Origin of the sequence: Terrihalobacillus insolitus, from assembly GCF_028416575.1 — a bacterium.
In the GTDB taxonomy this organism is placed as follows: Bacteria; Bacillota; Bacilli; order Bacillales; family Amphibacillaceae; genus Terrihalobacillus; species Terrihalobacillus insolitus.
In genome coordinates this window covers 313,673-335,129 of the sequence record NZ_JAMQKB010000001.1, presented here as the reverse complement: position 1 = coordinate 335,129, position 21,457 = coordinate 313,673, and the positions used below count along the sequence as shown (strand labels likewise).

Sequence of the window (21,457 nt, the reverse complement as noted above, 5' to 3'; positions counted from 1 at the left end):
AAACTACGCCTCCTTTTGAGCAGTAGCTTTCCCTAGAATGCATCAGTTATACACGAATTTCTTCCAGTTAATCATGAACATAAGTGAGATCTCTAGTTACTTTTCTGTTTCAGAAAGTCCTAATTTTTTTATAAGTGGTTTAATCGTTAATCCTTGAACTAATAGGGAAAATAAAACGACTGTAAATGTGAGTAGCAGTATCGTTTCTCTTCCTGCAAAGTCGATTGGCAAGCTTAGGGCAAGGGCGATCGATAAACTTCCCTTTAAGCCTCCCCAATTTAACAATGCTCGTTCTTTTCGATTTAAATCTTCTGTATGGAGGGTACTGACGTATAGTGCAATGATCCTTGCCAAAATGACGATAAATACTGCGGCAATCATAATCCCCCATTTATCTGAAAAATTGATTTGTTTAATTTCAAGGCCAATAAGTAAAAATATGATGGAGTTTGCGATCAGGCCAATCACATCCCAAAAGGTATTAATATTCACTTTTGTTGTTTTAGACATGCCAATTTTTGCACCGTAATCACCGAAAACGAAGCCACCTGAAACAACAGCAATTACCCCAGAGACTTCAATGTGTTCCGCAATAAAGTAGCTTCCAAAAAACAGTAAAGCTGAAACGGCAATTTCAAATGGGTAGTCATCATAAAATCGAATGATCTGTGAACTGATAAAGCCTAAAACAATACCTAAAATGGCACCGCCAATACTAAATTTTAAAAATAGGAGAATCCCATTGCCCAATCCTTCCCAGCCTAATTCGATATAAGATAGCAAATAAACGGAGGAGATCGTAAATAAGACAACGGCGATTCCGTCATTAAAAAGGGATTCACCTTCCATGATCGTCGAAACTTTTTGTGAAACACCAACCGACTTAAAGATGGATAAGACACTAATGGGATCCGTGGCGCTCATTAATGCTGCAAAGGTAAAGGCTGTAGCAAGAGGTAGACCAATGAAGTAGTACACAGAAAATCCAATGATGATAAAGGAAAGAAATGTGCCACCAAAAGCCATGCCTACAACCGCTCTTCTTTGTGCGAATAAATGATGGAATGGCAACTTTAGGGTAGCGTCGCCTAGTAAAATTGGGAGAAACAAGGAAATGATGATCGCTTGAAACACTTCCGATTGAGTCACAAACGCAGCTGCTTCATCAAGCATTGGGAACGGCAAGTCTACAGTTCCTAAAAAAAGTCCAACCAACACAAGAGCAATCGTATACGGTTGACCAAGTTTTTTGGCAACTCCTATGACGGTAATGGATATAGCGAGCAAGATTAAAATTTGAATAAAAATTTCATTAAAATCATACATGGAATCCCTCCAAGCATATGTATGCCCTAATTTAAAGTGAGTCATTCTATTAAATAGTTTACAGTGCGACTTCCACATATTACTACTAATTCGCATTTTCGATACATAAAGCCATACCGTCTCCCTGATCACGGGGAAACGGTATGGCTTTATACGATGTTTATTAGTCTAAAAAGCGAGCTCGTTTCAGCAAGCTGAAACATCAGGGGTCTCGACTCCACCTGATTGGAAACTCCCACCTACGCTTCGCTTAGAGGAGGGGGTCTAAAACCCTAAAACCATTTAAAAATTAATAATAAAAAGGGAGTTGGGTAGAAGCTGGTCTTTTCGTTCATATCCTAACTTCGTACATCAGTGTTGTAATTTTCAAAAGAACTTCAGGCAATTCTGAGGAGATCGATCCAACCTTTATGCGTTCACTTCCATTTCAAGATCTTCTATACCTTTTTCTGTGTTAGCAATGGATCGCTTTTAACATGTTTCTGGTAATAGACTCTACTGTTTGAATTTCTTTTCTAAATTATCATCAAATACAAAGATGGACATTCCAAAGTCTTTATCAATGTCGATATCTACATACAAATCTAAGTATTTTGCTCCGAGAAACTCTTCCATTTCAACAGGGTGATGTTTTTTGTAAATGTTCTTGGCCATTTTTGTTCTGGCCGAGCGCAACATTTCTTTTCCGTCATCATCTGTTGCTATAAACTGCTCAACAGGGGATAGATTACCTTCCATTTCACAGATCGCCCAGTTTTTACAAAAAGTAGTGCGAACCGAACTTGGGCCTTTTCCCATATGTTTTTTTCGAAATGCCCTTACTAGATTACTAAACTCCGCTTCGTAATTTGTCATCCGCAAGTCAGTCCTCTATTGTGATTTTTCGGTTAGTTTGATTACTTTAATTCGCTTGCCACTCCAGAAAGATTGGATGCACCTTGCTCGTTTCTTAATTTATTAATATCCGCCCGAATCCAGAGTGAGATAATGAACGCAACTATAAACAATACTCCAAAGATGATCATTGTCATATTGTAACTATTTGTAGAATCATAAATTAATGATAAAAGAATTGGTCCAACGACGCCTGCTGCCGCCCAAGCAGTTAAGATATAGCCGTGAATCGCACCGAGCTGTTTCGTACCAAAAATGTCCCCAATATAAGCGGGGACAGATGCAAATCCTCCGCCATAACAGGTTAAAATTGCAAAAACGAGCAGTTGGAATAAGAAGGCGCTTACCGCTATTGGAAGTGTAAAAAAAGCGATGATTTGAATAACAAAGAATGTCGTGTACACATTTGGTCTTCCGATGTAATCGGAGAAAGAGGCCCATCCAATTCTTCCCGCACCATTAAACAGACCCATGAGGCCAACCATTGTAGCTGCTGCAATTGGTGTCATGCTAGCTATTTCTTGTGCCATTGGCGATGCGACGGAAATAACTGCAATACCACATGTTACGTTAAGGAACAGCATTGTCCACAGCATCCAAAAGCGTCTCGTTTTAACTGCTTCGTTTGCCGTAAGTTGGGCAAGATCAGGTTTGATTTTCTTATTTCCAGATTGTGCGCTTGCGTCAAATCCCTTTGGCACCCATCCCTCTGGTGGTGGAGACAAATATTGAGAAGAAAGCGTCATTACAACAAAATAGGCAACCCCTAAAATATAAAAAGTAGCGGAAATACCAACGGATTCTATTAATGATGCTGCAGCTGGTCCGCTCAAAAGTGCGGCAAATCCAAACCCCATAATAGCTAAACCAGTCGCAAGTCCTCGTCTGTCCGGGAACCATTTAACGAGCGTTGACACAGGTGCGATGTACCCTATCCCTAAGCCAATCCCACCGATAATACCATAAAAAAGATACAATAAGTATAATGACTCTACAGCTGTTGCTAGTCCTGAGCCAGCGACACCAACACCGAAAAACGCTGCTGCCAACATCCCTGATTTTCTAGGACCGTGTTTTTCGACAAACCTTCCCATAAAAGCGGCTGACATTCCTAACATAAAAATAGCAATACTGAAGGCTAACGAAATTTGGGTTGTGTCCCAACCAAATGTATCAACCATAGGATTCGTAAAAACACTCCAAGCATAAGCAGAACCTATGGAAATGTGAATACCAACGGCAGATGCAGCAATTAACCAACGATTCTTTACATTGTCCATCCAATTCCTCCTTTTTTTAAGATATTTATAGAAAAACCGCCGTCATTTCAAAGAAGTACAACGATAATGCACAACAAAGAAATGCGGCGGTTAGTCTCTGACAGGAACGCTGTCATGCACGAACGGCACGCTTTTTTTCGGATCATAGAGCTTTAACTGGGGGCAGTTAGCACTACTCCATATCAAAAACGCTCTAGTTTCCAATTAAATTTGTTAAATTTAAAATATTATGAATTAAATATATAATATCATGTAGGCGCATTCAAATCAATAAATAACAGCCATTAACTTATGAGGCGATTTTATCTTTTTCGACATAGTGGTTGATGGAGGTTTTATGTTTTGAATTCAAAATATTTATTGACCTTTTTGGAATATCTATTATAATTAAACATAGAATGATAGCGCTTACATTTTTACACCAAATCTATTAAATGGGGAGTGGTTTTTGTTGGCGAATAATCGTGCGGTAGTCTATGTCAAACCAGGGGAAGTTGAAGTACGGGATATTAGTTATCCAGACTTGATTCTTCGAGATGGTCCAGGAGTCAATCCGCTTAATGTGGGAAGAAAGTGTAATCACGGTGTTATTGTAAAAGTAGTGACGACGAACATATGTGGTAGTGATCAGCACATGGTAAGGGGACGGACAACTGCTCCAAGTGGATTAGTGTTAGGTCACGAAATTACTGGAGAGGTTGTTGAGGTCGGAAGTGATGTAGAGTTTATTCAGAAGGGTGATTTAGTCTCTGTACCATTTAATATTGCTTGTGGACGTTGTCGAAGCTGTAAGGAACAGAAAACACACATTTGTGAAAATGTAAATCCAGATCGCCCGGGTTCGGCGTATGGATACGTGGACATGGGCGGCTGGGTTGGTGGTCAGTCTGAGTACGTAATGGTGCCTTATGCGGATTTCCAACTGCTAAAGTTCCCTGACAAAGACCAGGCGATGGAGAAGATTCTTGATTTAACGATGCTTTCTGATATTTTTCCAACAGGTTATCACGGTGCAGTAAGTGCTGGTGTTCGAACTGGAGCGACAGTTTACGTTGCTGGGGCTGGCCCTGTTGGACTAGCTGCTGCACATTCAGCACAACTATTAGGGGCATCGGTTGTGATCGTTGGTGACTTAAACGAAGAGCGTTTAGCCCAGGCGAGGAGCTTTGGATGTGAAACGGTTAATTTAAGAAAGCATGCTAATCTAGAGGAACAAATAGAGCAAATATTAGGAGTACCTGAAGTAGATTGTGCGATTGATGCGGTAGGCTTTGAGGCAAGTGGACACGGTGAAGGCGCAGGAGAAGCACCAGCTACAGTCTTGAATTCTATTATGGGGGTTACGAAAGCGGGAGGTAGACTCGGAATTCCTGGATTATATGTAACAGGAGATCCTGGTGCAAGTGACGATGATGCCAAAGAAGGTACTCTGAAAATCCGTCTCGGTTTAGGCTGGGCAAAAGCACATACATTTGTGACAGGACAAACTCCAGTAATGAAGTATCATCGTGATTTAATGATGTCCATACTAAGTGGTAAAGCTCAAATTGCGAAAGCAGTCAACGCGACACTAATTTCTCTTGATGAGGCACCAAGCGGTTATAAACAATTTGATGGCGGCGCATCGAAAAAATTTGTCATTGATCCACATGGGTTGGTTAGAAGCTAAAAGGCGTGCACCGCAAAAATGCAATTTAAAGATTATTCGTTACATAGACTTGATTGCTCGCTTTGTCTATACACGAACCAAGGATATGTAGCAAAAGCAAAAAGACCCCTCTACTATGTGAAAGGAAGGGGTCTCTTTGTTTTACTGATAGGACAAAAGCTATGGATTTGAGCGTAGAAAAGTGGTTCATAGAGGAGATGAAGGACAAAAGCTATGGATTTGAGCGTAGAAAAGAGGTTCATAAAGGAGATGAAGGACAAAAGCGATGGATTTGAGCGCAGAAAAGAGGTTCATAAGGGAGATGAAGGACAAAAACAGTGATTTTGAACGAAGAAAAGCCCTTCATAAAGGAAATGAAGGACTTTTTGTTCTTGACCTAGTTCTCTGGTACCGATGTCGCCTATAGTACCTTTCGTTCTTCAACCTGCTTTTTTCTAATTTGGTGATTTTTGTACACTTGCACTCTAATTAATTTCTTCCCCTTCGCCAGAAATTAATTTCTTCTGATCATTTTCATAACCAACTATACTATATAGGTTACTTTATATTTATTGTAGCTATTCTCCACAATGATGACAAAACATACATTTATCCTCCTAATCTAGCATACGATACATAGAAATACTTCAACCTAATCATACAATATTCTACAAAAAATTTGTTAAAATAACTGTATTTGAATTGAAATTTTTTTGGAAGCGTGAGGGTTAGTTAGATATGGACGAAAAAGTATGATAGGGGAGAAATAAGAATGATTATGAATAAAAAATCAGAACGTTTGGAATCGAGGGTAAACCATTATATAGTTGAATAATAACATCTGGGCGGGAGGATCCGTAATGTTTCGTAGCAATAAAAAAAGCAATGTATGGGTACTCATTGTACTGATTACCCTGATCTGGGGGTATGCTTGGGTATTGATGAAAGAATCCCTTCAGTTTATGGGTCCGTTTTCTTTTTCTTCCCTTCGATTTGGGACTGGATCTATCATGATGCTAATGCTCGTTTTTGTGATGCGGGTTGGGATCCCCCCAAAGACGCAGTGGCGGCATCTGATAATGGTCGGACTCTTACAAACAACGATTGTGTTTTCACTTGTCATGTATGGCTTGCGATTTGTTGATGCGGGAAAATCATCTGTTCTTTTATATTCTATGCCAATTTGGAGTAGTTTGCTCGCTGCAAAAGTGTTAAAAGAACCATTAACAAAGGTTAAGCTATTAGGACTTGGAATGGGAATGGTGGGGCTCTTAACAATTCTAGGCTGGGACATTTGGGTCGAGCAAAATTTAAAAGCTATCTTCGGGGAGTTATTGATCATATTGGCCGCTATCTCATGGGGAGTATCCAATGTGTATTATCGGTTGAAACTTCAGAACGTTCCTAGGCTTCAGGTTTCCGCATATCAGATGCTATTTGGGACATTGGGACTTATTATCGCGACCATTATGATGGAATGGGGAAAGCCAATCAGCATCACGTCAATGAGTATGTACTATATTTTGTTCACTGGTATACTCGCCTCCGCACTTTGTTTTACAGTTTGGTTTTACATTCTAAGCATAATCGACATGGTTACCGCTACATTGTCAACGCTACTCGTTCCAATATTCGCTATGCTTTTTGGATCGGTATTTTTGGATGAAAAATTGACGATTGGTATTATCATAGGAACGGTTCTTATACTTGGCGGAATCTTTGTAGCACAAATGTTTAAGGGGGATGTTGAGTATAAGGGGTTAGATGAAACGTAGATGAAACACTGTTTGAAAAAGGTTACTCGATCCAGATTAACGATACGAGTAACCTTTTTTCGAGTCTAAAGAAACAACAGCCCAATTGAAATTGGAATGAAGCTCCAGAATAGAATGACGACACAAAATCCCATGATGTCTCTTATCTTTAATCCTGCAATTGCCAGTAATGGAAGCGCCCAAAAAGGTTGGATCATGTTTGTCCATGCATCGCCCCATGCAACTGCCATGGCTGTTTTGGCGGTACCAATCCCAAGCTCCATAGCTGCTGGGATCATAATCGGTCCTTGAATGGCCCATTGACCACCACCAGAGGGAACAAAAAAATTAACAATTCCTGCACTGATAAAGGTGAATAATGGGAAGGTGAAGTCATTTGAAATGTTCACAAACCATAATGACATTTGCTCGGATAAACCTGAAGCCACCATCATCCCCATAATTCCTGCATAGAAAGGGAACTGTACAATAATTCCACTTATATTTTTGACTGCATCTGTTGCAGTGTCTAAGAAGCGACGTGGTGTTTTATGAAAAATAATACCGAGGAATAGGAAAATAAAATTGACAATATTGATATTTAAATCAAAGCCGTTTTGGTTAAAGTAATATAATATGAAAATGAAACCTAACAATCCGATTAAGAATGAAATCGTCTTACTATTTTCCATTCGAACAGCGGGCGTACTATTTTTCTCGTCTGTTGGTTTAGTTTCACGCCCCATAGTTGCTGTCGATTGAGCGTTCAATAATTCTGAATCAATGTTGTTATCCAAGCTGCCACTAGATTTTTGCAAAAGTCTGTTTAAGAGTGGGAGTGTTATCAGCAAAACGATCACGATAAATAGGTTGAAATTGCTAAACAATGTTTCGGTTATTGGGGTAATGCCCATTGTATCCTCTAAAAAGTGTCCTTTTGTGGCGATTGTTAATGGAATAGATCCTGACAGTCCTCCGTGCCAAAGTAAAAATCCACTATATGCACTTGCCATTAAAAGCCGATAATCCACTGTTGGCACTCGTTTGGCTACATGGATCGCAAGTAGTGCACCAACAACCAACCCGAAACCATAGTTAATCAAATTAGCGATACCAGCAACAAAGGTGACTAGTAAAATAGCTTGTTTAGGCGTGTTAGCAAATTGACTTATTTTTGTTAGTAGGTCCTTTATTACTGGTGTATTTGCTAGGATATACCCTGTTACAACAATAAGGGACATTTGCATAGCAAAGGCCAATAGATCCCAAAAACCGTCTCCCCAATACTGTACCATTTCTACTGGTGAACTTCCTGTAAAGGTAACTCCCAACACATAAACGATGAATGTTAAAATAACTGCAAACAAAAAAGCGTCTGGTAGAAAACGTTGTACCATTCGATCAAAAAACAATGTGACCGATTTCAGCATGCATAAACCTCCTTCTTTTTTTGATAACGCTTGCTAAATCGTTTGTCCTTGTACTTCATCATTATTTGTAAAAAAACAAAAATATTCATCGTTTTAATTATGAGTTATGAATGAATAGGGAAAAGGAAAGGATATGAATGTATACAATTACAGAGGTTGAAAAAACACGAAATAATTGGGATGGTGTTATAGTAGAATGAAAAAAATACAGGCATACTTTACGAATGAAAACGATGCAGAGTCTGTTAGGGCAAAGCTTCAAACACTGAATGTCGAAAATGTGACCGTGGAGGAAATACCTGAAAATAGCAACATTATAAGAGACTTAATACATCCTGAAGAGGGAGATCAACAATTGCCACAAGTACTGCAGTTGGAAGTCGTCGAGGAGGATTACCAGGAAGCAACAGCTATTCTAAAGGAGAGCAGCGGTCACATGATTGTTGAAAATAAATAAAAAGGAACCGTTTTAATAAACGGTTCCTTTTTGACGTGAAGTATTGTTTCTTTGTATAAAACTAGTAGCTTTAGCGACTGTTTCCATCTATTGTTCAACAGTCTATTTAGTAGAGTGTACGATACTGCACTATTATATGGTTTGGTTCTTTTCTTCTTTCAAAAATGTTTTGCCATCCTTTTGTATTACTTTTCCTTCTTTCATTAATTTACCTAAGGCACGCTTAAAGGAAGCTTTACTTATATGAAAGGTTTTGTCTATATCCTCAGGATCACTTTTGTCACTAAACGGTATTACGCCGCTATTTTTTTCAATATGCTTCAAGATCATGTCGGCATCCTTGACCATGCCTTCTCGTTTTAGTGGTCGCAATGACACATTAATTGTGCCATCCTCTTTCACTGCAATCACTCTACCTTCCACCCATTGACCGAGTCGTGGTTCTGCTTTGCGCTCGGTGTGATGAATGAATCCTCTATAACCTTCTTCCGTTAATATAACAGATCCCTCTTTATTTGTTCGATACACTCTTCCATTAATTGGAGTGTTATTAATGGAAGAGGGTGCCGTTTCCCACTCTCCTTCGAAAACACCTTCCGTTATCGGTATAGCGAGTAATCGTCCTTGTTTATCCGTACTTAATGTCACGTATAACATATCTCCAACTTGTGGCCAGACGCGTTCTATTAGTGGTAAATCATCTTTTGATACGAGGATCTCTTTTGCAATCCCTATAGATACAAACACACCTAGATCTTTAACAACCTCAACAACTTCAGCCCAATCATATGTATCGACCCGTATATTTGGTAGGGACATAGTGGCCACCACTTGTCCTTTTTTATCATGATAAAGAAAAACCTCGATTTCTTGATCAACCTCGAGTTCGCCTTTCGTTTCTTTTTTGTGCAATAGAACCTCATTTGTTCCGTTCTTTAATACGTATCCAGTGTCAATCTTTCTTAGAACAATGAGTTTATGTATTGCGCCAACTTCTAATGCCATTGTGTACCCCTTCTTTCTGTGTTCAATCCTAATTTTATCTTACCACTTGTCTGGTTGGAATACTCAACATGAACGCGTGTTTTTGAACAACCTCTATAAGTTTGTCGATATTCCCCAGGAAATATCAAACGCTTATAGTTGATGTCAAGATGCACTTGCAGTCGATAAAGGGGATATTAATGGATTATTATTCTTTGTGTATCATTCGGTTCAAATTGAATAAACGTCAAAATCCCCTGACAGAAAATAAAACATTACTCTGTCAGGGGATTTACCTTCTGATAGCCCTTATTTTATTTCACTTTAACTACAATTTTCCCTTTTGCATGATGGGTCTCGCTTAATTCATGTGCTTTCTGGAGCTGTTCTTCTGAGAAATCAAATACATGACCAACTTGTGGTTTGATGATTTCTTTGTTTAATAAATCAGCTAGTTTTTGTAGTTGAGTGCCATCTGGCTCTAACCAGTGAAACTTAGCAGTTATCCCATATTTCGCTGCGGCATCATCATTAGGCTGTCCAGCGATCGTAACTAACTTGCCTCCGCGTTTCAAAACAGTATAACTCTTTTCAAGGATGTCTCCGCCCATAGTATCCAGCACAATATCAAAATCGCTTAGTTCTTCTTCAAAATTTTGTGTTTTGTAGTTAATAAACTGATCAGCACCTAATTCTTTAACGTATGCCTCATTTTGTTCACTTGCTGTTGTCGCTACGAAGGCTCCGAAATGTTTCGCGAGTTGAATGGCAATACTGCCAACGCCACCTGAACCAGCATGTATTAAAACGGTATCGCCTTTTTTTATATTGGTAATGTCGACCAAGCATTGCCAAGCAGTTAAACCGACTAAAGGAATGGAGGCAGCCTCTTCAAAAGTTACGTTTTCTGGTTTTTTTGCCAACAGATTCTCGTCTACGGCTGTAAATTCAGCATATGTTCCATTAGGAGTGGTTGCTGGTCTGGCGAATACTTCATCACCAATTTGATAGTCAGTTACTTTGTCTCCAACTTCAACAATTGTTCCCGCAACGTCCCAACCTAAGATAATGGGAAAAGAAAAATCAAGCTTCTCTTGTAAATACCCTGCTCTTGTTTTCCAATCAATCGGATTTATAGAAGTTGCGTGAACCTCCACTAACACTTGATCGTCCGTAATGTCTGGCTTCGGAATCTCTGTTTCCTTTAAAACTTCTTTACTACCGTATTCATTAATGACGATTGCTTTCATGTTGTAATTGCTCCTTTTATATATATTTGATGGAATGTATGGACTAGATTAAATGCGTGTTCAAAAAGTCGGCAAATTAGAAGCAAGAAGGTCGAGACGGCGTAGTTTTGAGTAGCGCAGCGAAAGCTTGTTGCTTCGAAAGCATTACCTCGCACGAAGAAAAAGTGTTTTTCTTTTTTAAGGATATGCTTTTAATACGTGAGCAAAAGGAATGCTTCCCTGAATATACTTCGCACGCAGGAAAAGCGGGTTTCTTTTCCAAGGAACGGAAAAACAAGCCATTTAAGGAATACAGGCTAAGACCGCCACGTCCTGTGGCAACGCCTGCATGACCCACATCGTGTGAGCCTGAGATGCGCAGCTTATCATTTGGTGACTTTTTGAACAACCTCTTTAAGAAAATATTTTTGAAACGAGGGTTTCGAGCTAGAAAGAAAAAATGTGATTAGATTGGGTGTGGAAAGCCTCCAACGATTAGTGGGGACTTTCCATTTTAAAATCATGGTTCTAGAAATTAAAGTTTTCCAATTTTTTACCTTGGGATTCGTACCCTTTCATGTAATGAATCCGGCGTTGTGCTGATGTTGCATTTACCTGCTCATCTGCATGGTAGGATGAGCGGACAAGTGGTCCTGCTTCGCAATGTTTGAAACCTTTTTCAAGGGCAATTTGTTTCAGCTCTTCAAACTCATCCGGATGGTAGTATCGTTCCACTTTTAAGTGTTTTTTGGTTGGTTGTAAATATTGCCCAATCGCCATGATGTCCACTTTATGTGCTAGCAAATCGTCCATGGCTTGAATAATTTCTTCCTTCGTTTCGCCAAGACCTACCATAATACTTGACTTAGTAGGTGTGTTCGGAGCAATTTCTTTCACTCGCTCTAACAGTTGTAAGGAACGATCATACATAGCAATTGCACGAACCCGTTTTGTTAAGCGGCGGACGGTTTCGATATTGTGGTTGAAGATGTCAGGTCCGCTATCCATTAACGTATGTAGGCTTTCGTAGTCACCTTTCATATCGGAAGGAAGAATTTCAACAGTACAACCTGGTACTTTACGACGAATCGCGCGTACTGTTTCTGCAAAGACTGCGGCACCACCGTCATTTAAATCATCCCTTGCGACCGCAGTGACAACGACGTGTTTTAGCCCCATAATTTCAACGGATTCAGCTACGCGTTCTGGCTCACCCCAATCTAACTCGTTTGGAAGACCAGTTTTTACTGCACAAAATCGGCAGCCACGTGTGCAAGTATCTCCTAAAATCATAAATGTAGCAGTTTTTCGCTCACTCCAGCACTCATGGATATTGGGGCAACGCGCTTCCTCACAAACAGTATTCAATTTTTTTTCGCGCATTAGATTTTTTAACTTATTGTATGATTTATTTGTATTTAATTTAATTTTGAGCCAATCAGGTTTTCTTACATGTTCTTCTTTTTCGGTCATTTTGTAAAACACTCCTTATTTTGCAATTAGTTAAAGGGCTTGCCAATCGGTAGGTGTTCTTAGCGTGAATAATTCCATTCTTTGCTCATATATTTGCTCTTGGCTAGCTCATTTACTTGTTCGAGCTGTTCTTGAGATAAATCAAAAGGTTCTAATTCAATGTTTAGTCCTTTTTCAAAGCCTTTTTTAAATGCATCTTTAGCAATGGAAAAGGTAACTGGTTTATTGGCTACTTCATTAATAGAAACAGCTTTATCACCAAATTTTTTCCTTGCTCTTTCTTTTACACGCTCATTAGGATATAGGAACATATCAAACAGTTTCGTCTGATCTATATCTATCGGAATCGATCCGTGCTGGAGAATAACACCTTTTTTTCTGGTCTGCGCACTACCAGCAATTTTTTTTCCTTCTACGATCAATTCATACCAAGATGGTTCTTCAAAGCAGACCGCTGAATCCGTGGTTTGTAATTTTTTTTCGGGTATGGAAAAATCAGCATTCACCTCTAACTCTCTGAATCCTTCCAATAGCCCTTTGGAAATTACCATGTAGGCATCTTTCACAGAACGCGGCATTGCTTCGTGTTGTTCTGAAACGAGAACACTGTATGTAAGCTCTTGGTCGTGTAATACTGCACGTCCTCCAGTTTGCCTGCGAACAATTTCAGCCCCGTACTTTTGCACCCCGTCTACATCAATCTTTCCCTTAATCTTTTGGAAGTAACCAACTGAAAGCCCTGCAGGTTTCCAACCATAAAATCTTAAGACAGGGGGGATTTTACCCTCACTATGCCAATTCAAAAGCATTTCATCTAATGCCATATTATAAGCTGGTGTGCAATGCCCTGAGTCGACAAAGTACCATTTTTCCTTCATTGTGCTCCTCTTTTCTAGATTAAATCCTTTTTTAGCTTAGAATAGATGATTTATTACTAACTGTACCAATTTATAAATGTATTATCAAAGAATTGATATTTCTTTCGTTAATTTAAATGGTTTGGAAATTATCCATCTGGAAGAATAAATCTTTCATATGACGGACGGTCGAGATAACTGAATATTTCGCTATTTATTATGAGCAATAAACATATATTTAGAGGAAAAGGAGGGTTGTATGATGAGTAATATCGAAAATCAAAATTGGAATATAGTTGAACTGCATCAAGCATATACGAATAAAATTGTTTCACCAGTAGAAATGATAGAGTTATTCTATGAGCGAATAGATCAACAAAATAAACAATTAAATGCTTATATAACAGTTTGCTATGAACAGGCAATGATGGAGGCAATTCGTTTAGAAAAACAAATAATGAATGGATGTCAAATAGGCCTTTTAAGTGGGATACCGATCAGCGTTAAGGATTTGATTTTTACAAAAAATATTAAAACAACAATGGGTTCAGGTGTCTTTAAAGACTTTGTTCCTTCCTTTGATGCAGAAGTTATAAAAACGCTAAAACAACATGGAGTCATTATAATGGGCAAGACAAATATGCATGAACTCGCATATGGCACGACGAGTGATGACTCTTATTTTGGTCCGTGTAAAAACCCCTATGATCTAACTAAGATTTCTGGTGGATCAAGTGGGGGTTCGGCAGTTGCCGTTTCGTCTGGATTGTGTGTTGGTGCGTTGGGTACTGATACGAGTGGTTCTATTCGAATTCCTGCATCATGTTGTGGCGTTGTCGGCATGAAACCGACCTACGGAAGAATTAATGTGGATGGTATCTATCCTCTCAGTTGGTCAATGGATCATGTTGGCCCTATGACAAGAAATGTAACGGATAATGCGATCATTTATTCTGTCTTAGTTGGAGATCCGACATTTTCTCAGGTGGAAAAATTAGACCTAAAAGACGTTGTGCTTGGTTTGCCTACAGCTTATTTCTTTGATGATCTAGAGGGTGATGTAAGAGAGTCCATTACGAAAGCTATTCAATTAATGGAAAGCCTTGGGGTTGCAATTGAAAGTGTTCACACACCTGAAATGAAAAAGGTGATGGAGATTAGCAGTGCAATTGATCGAAGTGAAGCGTATTTTATAAACCAAGAAGTAGCATTAGATGAGCACAATTCTTTGGGAAACGAGACGAGAAGTAGAATTTTGAAGGGCGCCGACATCCGTGCTTACGAATTTTTATATGCACAAAAAGTGAAAGAAGAGCTCTCACTATCGTTTAATAAAATTTTTGAAACCGTTCCTTTCATTGTAACACCAACTATTCCCATATTACCGACCAATATTGGTGAAGCATTCGTTACGATTGATCAACGAAAAGTAGAGGTCCGTTCAGAACTTATGAAGTTTACGTTTCTAGCAAACTATCTCGGTAATCCAGCTATCACTTTCCCGTGTGGATTTTCCAAAACAGGACTTCCAGTAGGCATCCAAATTATGGGGCAAAAAAATGATGAAGCGGGTTTATATAAAGTGGCGTATATGTTGGAACAGGAGTTAGATTTGTGAATTTAAGAATATCATATGAACGGAGAGAAGTGTCCCATTTTTCAACTGGACACTTCTCTAGTTGCAAAAGTTCGTTTTCGTGAACAACTCCCTATGATACATCGCAGAAAAAATTTTCAAATTCATAAAGAGGATTTCTTGAAATAATATAGAATAGTAGGAATAGTCAGAAATGTAATCACCTTGTGTTAAGGGGGTGAAAATCAAAAATACAGTAATGAAAGGTTGGGTGTTGGATGGACTTTAGGAACATTTTTATTAAAACGGGAGGTTAGATGCATGGAAAATACGATTTTTTCATTAATTCCGCCATTGTTAGCTATTTTTATGGTTTTATGGACAAAACGAGTGTTGCTTTCATTAATAGTGGGAATTGTTGCAGGTGCAATTTTGTTAGCTAATTTTCAAATTTGGGAAACGATTCTTATTACCTGGGAAGCTTTTATAGGTGTGTTCATTGCTGACGGTGCAATTAATACGTGGAATGTGTATATTTTATTGTTCCCTTTAATGCTTGGCGTGATAACCGCTTTTATGAGTATGATGGGGGGTACACGTGCATTTGGTGAGTGGATGGTGACGAGGGTTAAGACAAGGGCTGGGGTTCAAATCATGACTATGATTCTTGGTGTTATTATTTTCATCGACGATTATTTCAACAGTTTAGCTGTTGGTCAAGTTGCCCGTCCAATTGCGGATCGTCATCGCGTTTCTCGAGCCAAGCTAGCCTATATCGTGGATTCGACAGCAGCACCTGTTTGTGTTGTGTCACCAGTGTCTAGCTGGGGGGCGTACATTATTGGACTTTTAGGGACGATACTTGCGGCAGAAGGTGTCACGGAATACAATGCGTTTGGGGCTTTTATACAAATGATTCCGATGAACCTCTACGTTTTTGCTGCTCTTGGCGTGGTGCTAGTCATTGCGTTAAAAGGTGTTGATTTTGGGCCAATGAAAGTGCATGAAAACAGAGCGCGGGAAACAGGGGAAGTACTAAATCCTGAACATAAAGAACAGATCGATACCGAAAGTAAACTACCAGTAAGTCATCGTGGGACAGTGAAAGATTTGTTATTACCGATTGTAGTTCTTTTCCTTGCAACTGTAGGCGCAATGATGTGGACTGGTCTAAAAGCAATTGATGGAGAGACTACACTAATAAACATTTTTGGAAGTGCTGATGTATCTTTATCACTAGTATATGGCGGTCTAGCGGGGTTGATTATGACATTCATTTTATATTTTGCTCAAGTTTCTAAAACTGGAAAATTAGACACAAATCAAGTTGTCCTTGGATTAAAAGAAGGGATTAAATCCATGCTGCCAAGTGTATATATTTTAATTTTGGCATGGACGATTGTTACTTTAATTGGACAATTGGGAACAGGCACATATCTTGCGGGAATTGTAGAGCAAACAAATTTAAGTGTCGGGTTGTTACCAGCCATTTTGTTCCTCATTGCTGGTTTTATGGCGTTTTCAACTGGAACATCATGGGGATCATTTGGTATTTTGTTACCAATTGCCGGTCAAATTGCATCTGCGACAGATATCTCTCTTATTTTACCAATGATGGCAGCCGTTCTTGCTGGTTCCGTATTTGGTGATCATTGCTCACCGATTTCAGATACGACGATTCTTTCCTCGACGGGATCCAGTTGTCATCATATCGACCATGTCGTTACCCAGATTCCTTATGCGCTTGTTGCTGCAGTAATATCAGCGTTAGGATATATCATATTAGGTACAACAAATAGTACAGTACTAGGATTTGCTTTTGTTTTAGCATCTTTATTAGCTTTTTATTTTCTTCTTAAAAACAATGTAGCAGTTGAGGTGGAAGAAGATGTAGCTAACTAAATAGTGGTAGATCGTTTTTTGGGAAAAATGAGTATTGAAAAAATTACAAATGGTGTGTATACTATTAGTATGTTAATGAAATGACGTTTCACATAATGAAATAATATGAGGGGGAAGGAAATGTCTTTTGGTTCTGAGAAGGTCAACAGCCTGCCACCATATTTGTTTTCTGTGTTTCAAAAGAAAAAGAAACAGCTGCAAGCAGAAGGAGTCGATGTTATTGACTTAGGTATTGGTGCGCCAGACTTACCTACGCCGCCATTTATCGTAAATCGATTAGTGGAGGAAGTGCAAAAGCCTGAAAACCATAGATATTCTAATTATGCTGGTTGTCAGGAGTATCGAGAAGCTGTTGCACAGTTTTATAATAGAAATTACGATGTGGATTTGGATCCTGATACGGAAATATTGACGTTAGTTGGGTCAAAGGAAGGAATTGCGCATTTGATTTCAGCTGTAATAAACCCTGGGGAGGCTGTGTTAATACCAGATCCAGGTTATCCAGTATATAAGTCAGCCGTTCATCTCGCAGGTGGAGAAAGTATTTATTTGCCACTTGATGAGGAACAGGGTTACAAACCGAATTTTGATAGGATTTCGCGTTTGGATGTGAAGAAAGCAAAACTTATGTTTCTAAATTATCCAAGTAATCCAACGTCTGCAACAGTTCATTTAAACACTTTTATGGAAGCGATTACATTTGCTAAAAAACATGAATTGGCAGTTGTACATGACTCTGCATATGGTCTTGTCACGTTTGATGGATACAAAGCGCCAAGTATATTACAAGCGCCAGGTGCAAAAGATTTAGCAGTGGAATTCGGTTCCTTGTCCAAAAGTTTTAACATGACTGGGTGGCGGATTGGTTATGTGGTAGGTAACAAAGAAATGATCAAGGCACTTTCGGTCGTAAAAAGCAATATCGATACAAGTCAATTCCTTCCTATACAAAAAGCAGCTGCAGAAGCTTTATCTAGTAATCTAGTTTCTGTTGATGAAAACAACAACGTTTATAAAAAACGGATGATGAACATGCTAGAAGCTTTAAAAAAGATGGGATTAGAAGTGGAGGAGCCTAAAGGAACGTTTTTCATTTGGGCTCCTGTCCCAAAAGGGTATCGTTCAGAAGAGTTTGCCGAAAAAATGCTAGAGGAAGCGGGAGTAATTGTTACACCAGGGTCTGCTTTTGGACCATCAGGTGAAGGTTATTTCAGGATTTCTTTGTCAGTCGATTCAGAAAGATTAAAAGAGGCAGCAGCAAGAATGGTTCGGCTGGAATTAGGAGGAAGGAAATAATGCAAAACGACGGATTACCTACTACGAATAAAACGGTCATGACAGGTGCGCGGGCAATCATTAGATGCATGAGAACAGAAGGTGTTCAGAAGATATTTTGTGTGCCTGGGGAGAGTTATTTACCTGTTCTTGATGCAATTTATGATGAATCTTCTATTGATCTCATTTCGGCAAGGCATGAGAGTGGGGCTGCTTTTATGGCAGAAGGATATGCGAAATCCAGTGGCAATCCAGGAGTGGTTATGGCAACAAGAGGCGTAGGGGCTGCTAATCTATCAATTGGGGTGCACACTGCATACCAGGATTCAACTCCAATGGTCGTCTTACTTGGCCAAGTGCATAGTAAGTTCCGTGGTAGAGAGGGTTTTCAAGAAGTAGATTTGGATCAATATTTCAAACACATTGCCAAGTGGGCGGTAGAAATAAAAGATGCGGAAAGAGTTCCCGAAACGATGCACAGAGCTTTTCGAATCGCTCAAAGCGGTAGGCCAGGACCTGTTGTGATCGCATTACCAGAGGATATGTTGATTAAAGAAGAAAAAATGCAGTTCGGTACACCGTTTAAAAAGTCACGGCCTAGGCCATCTCAACATGAAATAGCAGAGGTAGAGAAACGTTTGCGTCACGCACAGAGGCCAGTCATTATTGCTGGTGGTGGAGTAAAGCTAGCGCAGGCTGAGGACGTTTTAGTGCAATTTGCTGAACGCTATCATTTGCCTGTTATGGCGGCGTTTCGTCGCCATGACGTTTTCCCGAATGACCATCCTGCTTACATTGGTCACTTAGGCTTGGGAACCCACCGTAATCTAATCGAATCCATTCGGCAATCTGACTTCATTTTGGCGCTAGGTACGAGACTGTCTGAGGTGACGACACAGGATTATTCCATTATCTCCCCTGACCAGACGCTGATTCACATCGATATTGATAGTGAAACACTTGGAAAAGTATATACCCCAGATGTAGGAATTGTCTCTGATAGTAGAGAGGCCTTGCAAGATCTACTAAAGATGAATATAAAAAGCGAGTGGGATAACTGGGTTTATGAACGAAGGCAATCTTATTTGGAATCATCTTCCCTGCCTGTGGGAGATGGGATTATCAATACAGATGTTATGGACGTTTTACAAAAGACCCTTCCAAGTAACGCCATTATTACGAATGATGCGGGTAATTTTGCTGGATGGCTTCATGCCTATTATCAATTCAAAGAAAAAAATACGTATATTGGACCGACATCAGGGGCTATGGGCTACGGGATGCCTGCAGCTATTGGTGCAAAGTTAGCCAATCCGACTAGAACGGTTCTTTCATTATCTGGTGATGGCGGGTTCATGATGACGCTTCAGGAATTAGAAACAGCAGTAAGGTATCAAATCCCAATCATTAGCATTGTATTTAACAATCAAATGTATGGCACGATTCGTATGCATCAAGAATTGCATTATCCTAATAATGTGATTGGAACAGACCTAGGGCAAGTTCGCTTTGGGGATCTCGCAAAAAGTATGCAAGCGGTTGGTAATACGGTCAATAGTAAGGGAGAATTTGAATATGCTTTATTAGAAGCAATCAAAAACAACCAACCAACTGTCTTGGAAGTAAATACCGATCCAAACAGGATTTCCGTTACTTCTACGATAGAGGAATTACGATCACGATTTTAACGAATCTCGTAAAAAACAGGAGGCAATGTGAGTGAGTCAAGCAATCGCTTGCTCCATCTTTTTTGGCAAACACCGAGAGTCTATTGTATGAATGAGTGCTTAAATAAGAGCATTTTGAAGATAATTTAACTTTTTAGAGGGAGGGTTTTTACAGTATGTCTAGCATAACAATAAGTGAAGAAAAATTGTCTAATTATATTAACGGTGAGTGGGTCAATGGGGAAGGGAAGCGCTATACCCCCGTAATCAATCCAGCGAACAGTGAAACGATTGTTGAGGTTCCGCTTTCTACTGTCAACGATGTGGACAATGCGGTAAAGTCTGCCAAAACAGCCCAAAAGGAATGGGCATTAGTTCCTGCACCGCAACGCGCAGAGATTTTATACCATGTTGGCTATTTAATGAAAGAGAGAAAAGAAAGACTTTCACAACTATTAACAATGGAAAATGGAAAAGTGATTGAGGAGGCTCGAGGCGAAGTTCAGGAAGGGATTGATATGGCTTTTTACATGGCTGGGGAAGGGCGCCGTCTTTTCGGACAAACGACACCGTCTGAATTGAAGGACAAATTTGCGATGAGTGTCCGTGCACCTGTTGGAGTTGTTGGAATTATTACACCGTGGAATTTTCCGATTGCAATCGCAACATGGAAATCATTCCCAGCTATCGTTGCTGGAAACACGGTTGTCTGGAAACCAGCGACAGAAACTCCATTAATGGCATTTGAGTTGGCGAAAATATTTGAAGAAGCCGGCTTACCGAAAGGCGTACTGAATGTCGTATTTGGTTCTGGTTCAGAAGTAGGGGAAGCGATGGTCCATCATCATGATATTCGTGTCATTTCTTTTACAGGTTCAAATGATGTCGGTCGAAATATTGCTGGAGAGTGTGGAAAGCAACTGAAAAAGGTTTCCCTTGAAATGGGTGGGAAAAATGCTGTGATCGTGATGGATGATGCGGATCTAGGTCTAGCTGTTGAAGGCATTTTGTGGAGTGCTTTTGGTACAAGTGGGCAAAGATGCACTGCATGTAGTCGGGTGATTGTTCACAAAAATGTTAAAGAGCAGCTAGAAGAAAGATTACTTGTGGAAATGGAAAAACTTACGATTGGGAATGGATTGGATGAAACGATCAAAGTAGGACCGATTATTAATGCAGGTGCAATCGAAAAAATAAAACAATACATTGAAATTGGTAAAGAAGAAGGTGCAAATTTACTTGCTGGGGGCTATGTTCTTGATGAAGGAGAAAAAGCAAACGGTAATTATTTTGCACCGACTTTGTTCACAGATGTGACACCTAGTATGCGTATCGCTCAAGAGGAGATTTTTGGCCCTGTTGTGTCCCTTATTCCAGTTAAGAGCTTTGATGAGGCAATTGAAGTAAACAACAATGTTGAATACGGTTTATCGAGTTCTATTTTTACAAGAGACGTAAACCGAGTATTTGCTGCACAACGAGATTTAGATACAGGTATTGTTTATGTAAATGCAGGAACAACTGGCGCCGAAATTCATTTACCTTTTGGTGGAACAAAAGGAACAGGAAACGGTCATAGAGATTCAGGTTTAGCAGCTCTTGACGTATTTACAGAATGGAAGAGTGTGTATGTTGATTATAGTGGAAAGCTTCAGCGTGCACAGATTGATGTAGAGTGACGTAAACAATAGCAGTAGGTTAAAAG

Annotated in this window: 16 protein-coding genes; 8 read left to right on the top strand and 8 right to left on the bottom strand. The window is 39.6% G+C overall.

The features are described from left to right. Positions 1-96: 96 nt before the first annotated feature. From NC797_RS01585 to NC797_RS01575, 3 genes are all read right to left on the bottom strand, one after another. Positions 97-1,326: a cation:proton antiporter gene (locus NC797_RS01585; protein WP_272434867.1), complete on the bottom strand. Its 1,230-nt coding sequence runs from the start codon at positions 1,324-1,326 to the stop codon at positions 97-99. A gap of 495 nt (positions 1,327-1,821) precedes the next feature. Continuing rightward, on the bottom strand, positions 1,822-2,181 hold the full coding sequence (locus NC797_RS01580) for a Na-translocating system protein MpsC family protein (protein ID WP_272434866.1): 360 nt from the start codon (positions 2,179-2,181) through the stop codon (positions 1,822-1,824). 41 nt (positions 2,182-2,222) lie between these two features. Further along, positions 2,223-3,500: an L-lactate MFS transporter gene (locus tag NC797_RS01575; RefSeq protein ID WP_272434865.1), complete on the bottom strand. Its 1,278-nt coding sequence runs from the start codon at positions 3,498-3,500 to the stop codon at positions 2,223-2,225. A 451-nt stretch (positions 3,501-3,951) separates the two neighbouring features. Between NC797_RS01575 and fdhA the strand changes: the two genes are divergently transcribed. Together fdhA and NC797_RS01565 are read left to right on the top strand one after the other, a co-directional pair. Further along, complete coding sequence (gene fdhA / locus NC797_RS01570; RefSeq protein WP_272434864.1) at positions 3,952-5,169, top strand: formaldehyde dehydrogenase, glutathione-independent; 1,218 nt, start codon at positions 3,952-3,954, stop codon at positions 5,167-5,169. 839 nt (positions 5,170-6,008) lie between these two features. Beyond that, positions 6,009-6,923, top strand: coding sequence for a DMT family transporter (locus NC797_RS01565; protein ID WP_272434863.1), 915 nt, complete (start codon positions 6,009-6,011; stop codon positions 6,921-6,923). Between the two features lie 65 nt (positions 6,924-6,988). Here NC797_RS01565 and NC797_RS01560 read toward each other — a convergent pair whose 3' ends face one another. Continuing rightward, complete coding sequence (locus NC797_RS01560; protein ID WP_272434861.1) at positions 6,989-8,332, bottom strand: short-chain fatty acid transporter; 1,344 nt, start codon at positions 8,330-8,332, stop codon at positions 6,989-6,991. Positions 8,333-8,528: 196 nt separating this feature from the next. Between NC797_RS01560 and NC797_RS01555 the strand changes: the two genes are divergently transcribed. After that, positions 8,529-8,789: a hypothetical protein gene (locus NC797_RS01555; protein WP_272434860.1), complete on the top strand. Its 261-nt coding sequence runs from the start codon at positions 8,529-8,531 to the stop codon at positions 8,787-8,789. 132 nt (positions 8,790-8,921) lie between these two features. Here NC797_RS01555 and NC797_RS01550 read toward each other — a convergent pair whose 3' ends face one another. The 4 genes from NC797_RS01550 to NC797_RS01535 form a co-directional block, all read right to left on the bottom strand. After that, a complete protein-coding gene (locus NC797_RS01550) occupies positions 8,922-9,794 on the bottom strand; it encodes a CvfB family protein (RefSeq protein WP_272434858.1) in 873 nt (290 codons plus the stop codon). Positions 9,795-10,087: 293 nt separating this feature from the next. Next, on the bottom strand, positions 10,088-11,023 hold the full coding sequence (locus NC797_RS01545) for an NADP-dependent oxidoreductase (protein WP_272434856.1): 936 nt from the start codon (positions 11,021-11,023) through the stop codon (positions 10,088-10,090). 507 nt (positions 11,024-11,530) lie between these two features. Next, positions 11,531-12,475: a lipoyl synthase gene (lipA, locus tag NC797_RS01540; RefSeq protein WP_272434855.1), complete on the bottom strand. Its 945-nt coding sequence runs from the start codon at positions 12,473-12,475 to the stop codon at positions 11,531-11,533. 59 nt (positions 12,476-12,534) lie between these two features. Continuing rightward, positions 12,535-13,353 (bottom strand): lipoate--protein ligase family protein, encoded by an 819-nt coding sequence (locus NC797_RS01535; RefSeq protein ID WP_272434853.1) that lies wholly within the window; start codon positions 13,351-13,353, stop codon positions 12,535-12,537. Between the two features lie 241 nt (positions 13,354-13,594). Here NC797_RS01535 and NC797_RS01530 point away from each other — a divergent pair, with 241 nt between their 5' ends. From NC797_RS01530 to NC797_RS01510, 5 genes are all read left to right on the top strand, one after another. Next, complete coding sequence (locus tag NC797_RS01530) at positions 13,595-14,950, top strand: amidase (protein WP_272434851.1); 1,356 nt, start codon at positions 13,595-13,597, stop codon at positions 14,948-14,950. Between the two features lie 279 nt (positions 14,951-15,229). After that, complete coding sequence (locus NC797_RS01525; RefSeq protein ID WP_272434850.1) at positions 15,230-16,810, top strand: Na+/H+ antiporter NhaC family protein; 1,581 nt, start codon at positions 15,230-15,232, stop codon at positions 16,808-16,810. Between the two features lie 120 nt (positions 16,811-16,930). Further along, positions 16,931-18,106, top strand: coding sequence for an LL-diaminopimelate aminotransferase (locus NC797_RS01520; RefSeq protein WP_272434849.1), 1,176 nt, complete (start codon positions 16,931-16,933; stop codon positions 18,104-18,106). Continuing rightward, positions 18,106-19,773, top strand: coding sequence for a thiamine pyrophosphate-binding protein (locus tag NC797_RS01515; protein ID WP_272434848.1), 1,668 nt, complete (start codon positions 18,106-18,108; stop codon positions 19,771-19,773). Before NC797_RS01520 ends, NC797_RS01515 begins: the two co-directional genes overlap by 1 nt. Positions 19,774-19,928: 155 nt before the next feature. Beyond that, complete coding sequence (locus tag NC797_RS01510; protein WP_272434846.1) at positions 19,929-21,431, top strand: aldehyde dehydrogenase family protein; 1,503 nt, start codon at positions 19,929-19,931, stop codon at positions 21,429-21,431. Positions 21,432-21,457: the final 26 nt, after the last annotated feature.

Bases quoted from the DNA above. Each gene is read 5' to 3' on its own strand.
- NC797_RS01585 (WP_272434867.1), bottom strand. From the start codon at position 1,326: ATGTATGATTTTAATGAAATTTTTATTCAAATTTTAATCTTGCTCGCT.
- NC797_RS01580 (WP_272434866.1), bottom strand. From the start codon at position 2,181: ATGACAAATTACGAAGCGGAGTTTAGTAATCTAGTAAGGGCATTTCGA.
- NC797_RS01575 (WP_272434865.1), bottom strand. From the start codon at position 3,500: ATGGACAATGTAAAGAATCGTTGGTTAATTGCTGCATCTGCCGTTGGT.
- NC797_RS01565 (WP_272434863.1), top strand. From the start codon at position 6,009: ATGTTTCGTAGCAATAAAAAAAGCAATGTATGGGTACTCATTGTACTG.
- NC797_RS01560 (WP_272434861.1), bottom strand. From the start codon at position 8,332: ATGCTGAAATCGGTCACATTGTTTTTTGATCGAATGGTACAACGTTTT.
- NC797_RS01555 (WP_272434860.1), top strand. From the start codon at position 8,529: ATGAAAAAAATACAGGCATACTTTACGAATGAAAACGATGCAGAGTCT.
- NC797_RS01550 (WP_272434858.1), bottom strand. From the start codon at position 9,794: ATGGCATTAGAAGTTGGCGCAATACATAAACTCATTGTTCTAAGAAAG.
- NC797_RS01545 (WP_272434856.1), bottom strand. From the start codon at position 11,023: ATGAAAGCAATCGTCATTAATGAATACGGTAGTAAAGAAGTTTTAAAG.
- lipA (WP_272434855.1), bottom strand. From the start codon at position 12,475: ATGACCGAAAAAGAAGAACATGTAAGAAAACCTGATTGGCTCAAAATT.
- NC797_RS01535 (WP_272434853.1), bottom strand. From the start codon at position 13,353: ATGAAGGAAAAATGGTACTTTGTCGACTCAGGGCATTGCACACCAGCT.
- NC797_RS01530 (WP_272434851.1), top strand. From the start codon at position 13,595: ATGAGTAATATCGAAAATCAAAATTGGAATATAGTTGAACTGCATCAA.
- NC797_RS01525 (WP_272434850.1), top strand. From the start codon at position 15,230: ATGGAAAATACGATTTTTTCATTAATTCCGCCATTGTTAGCTATTTTT.
- NC797_RS01520 (WP_272434849.1), top strand. From the start codon at position 16,931: ATGTCTTTTGGTTCTGAGAAGGTCAACAGCCTGCCACCATATTTGTTT.
- NC797_RS01515 (WP_272434848.1), top strand. From the start codon at position 18,106: ATGCAAAACGACGGATTACCTACTACGAATAAAACGGTCATGACAGGT.
- NC797_RS01510 (WP_272434846.1), top strand. From the start codon at position 19,929: ATGTCTAGCATAACAATAAGTGAAGAAAAATTGTCTAATTATATTAAC.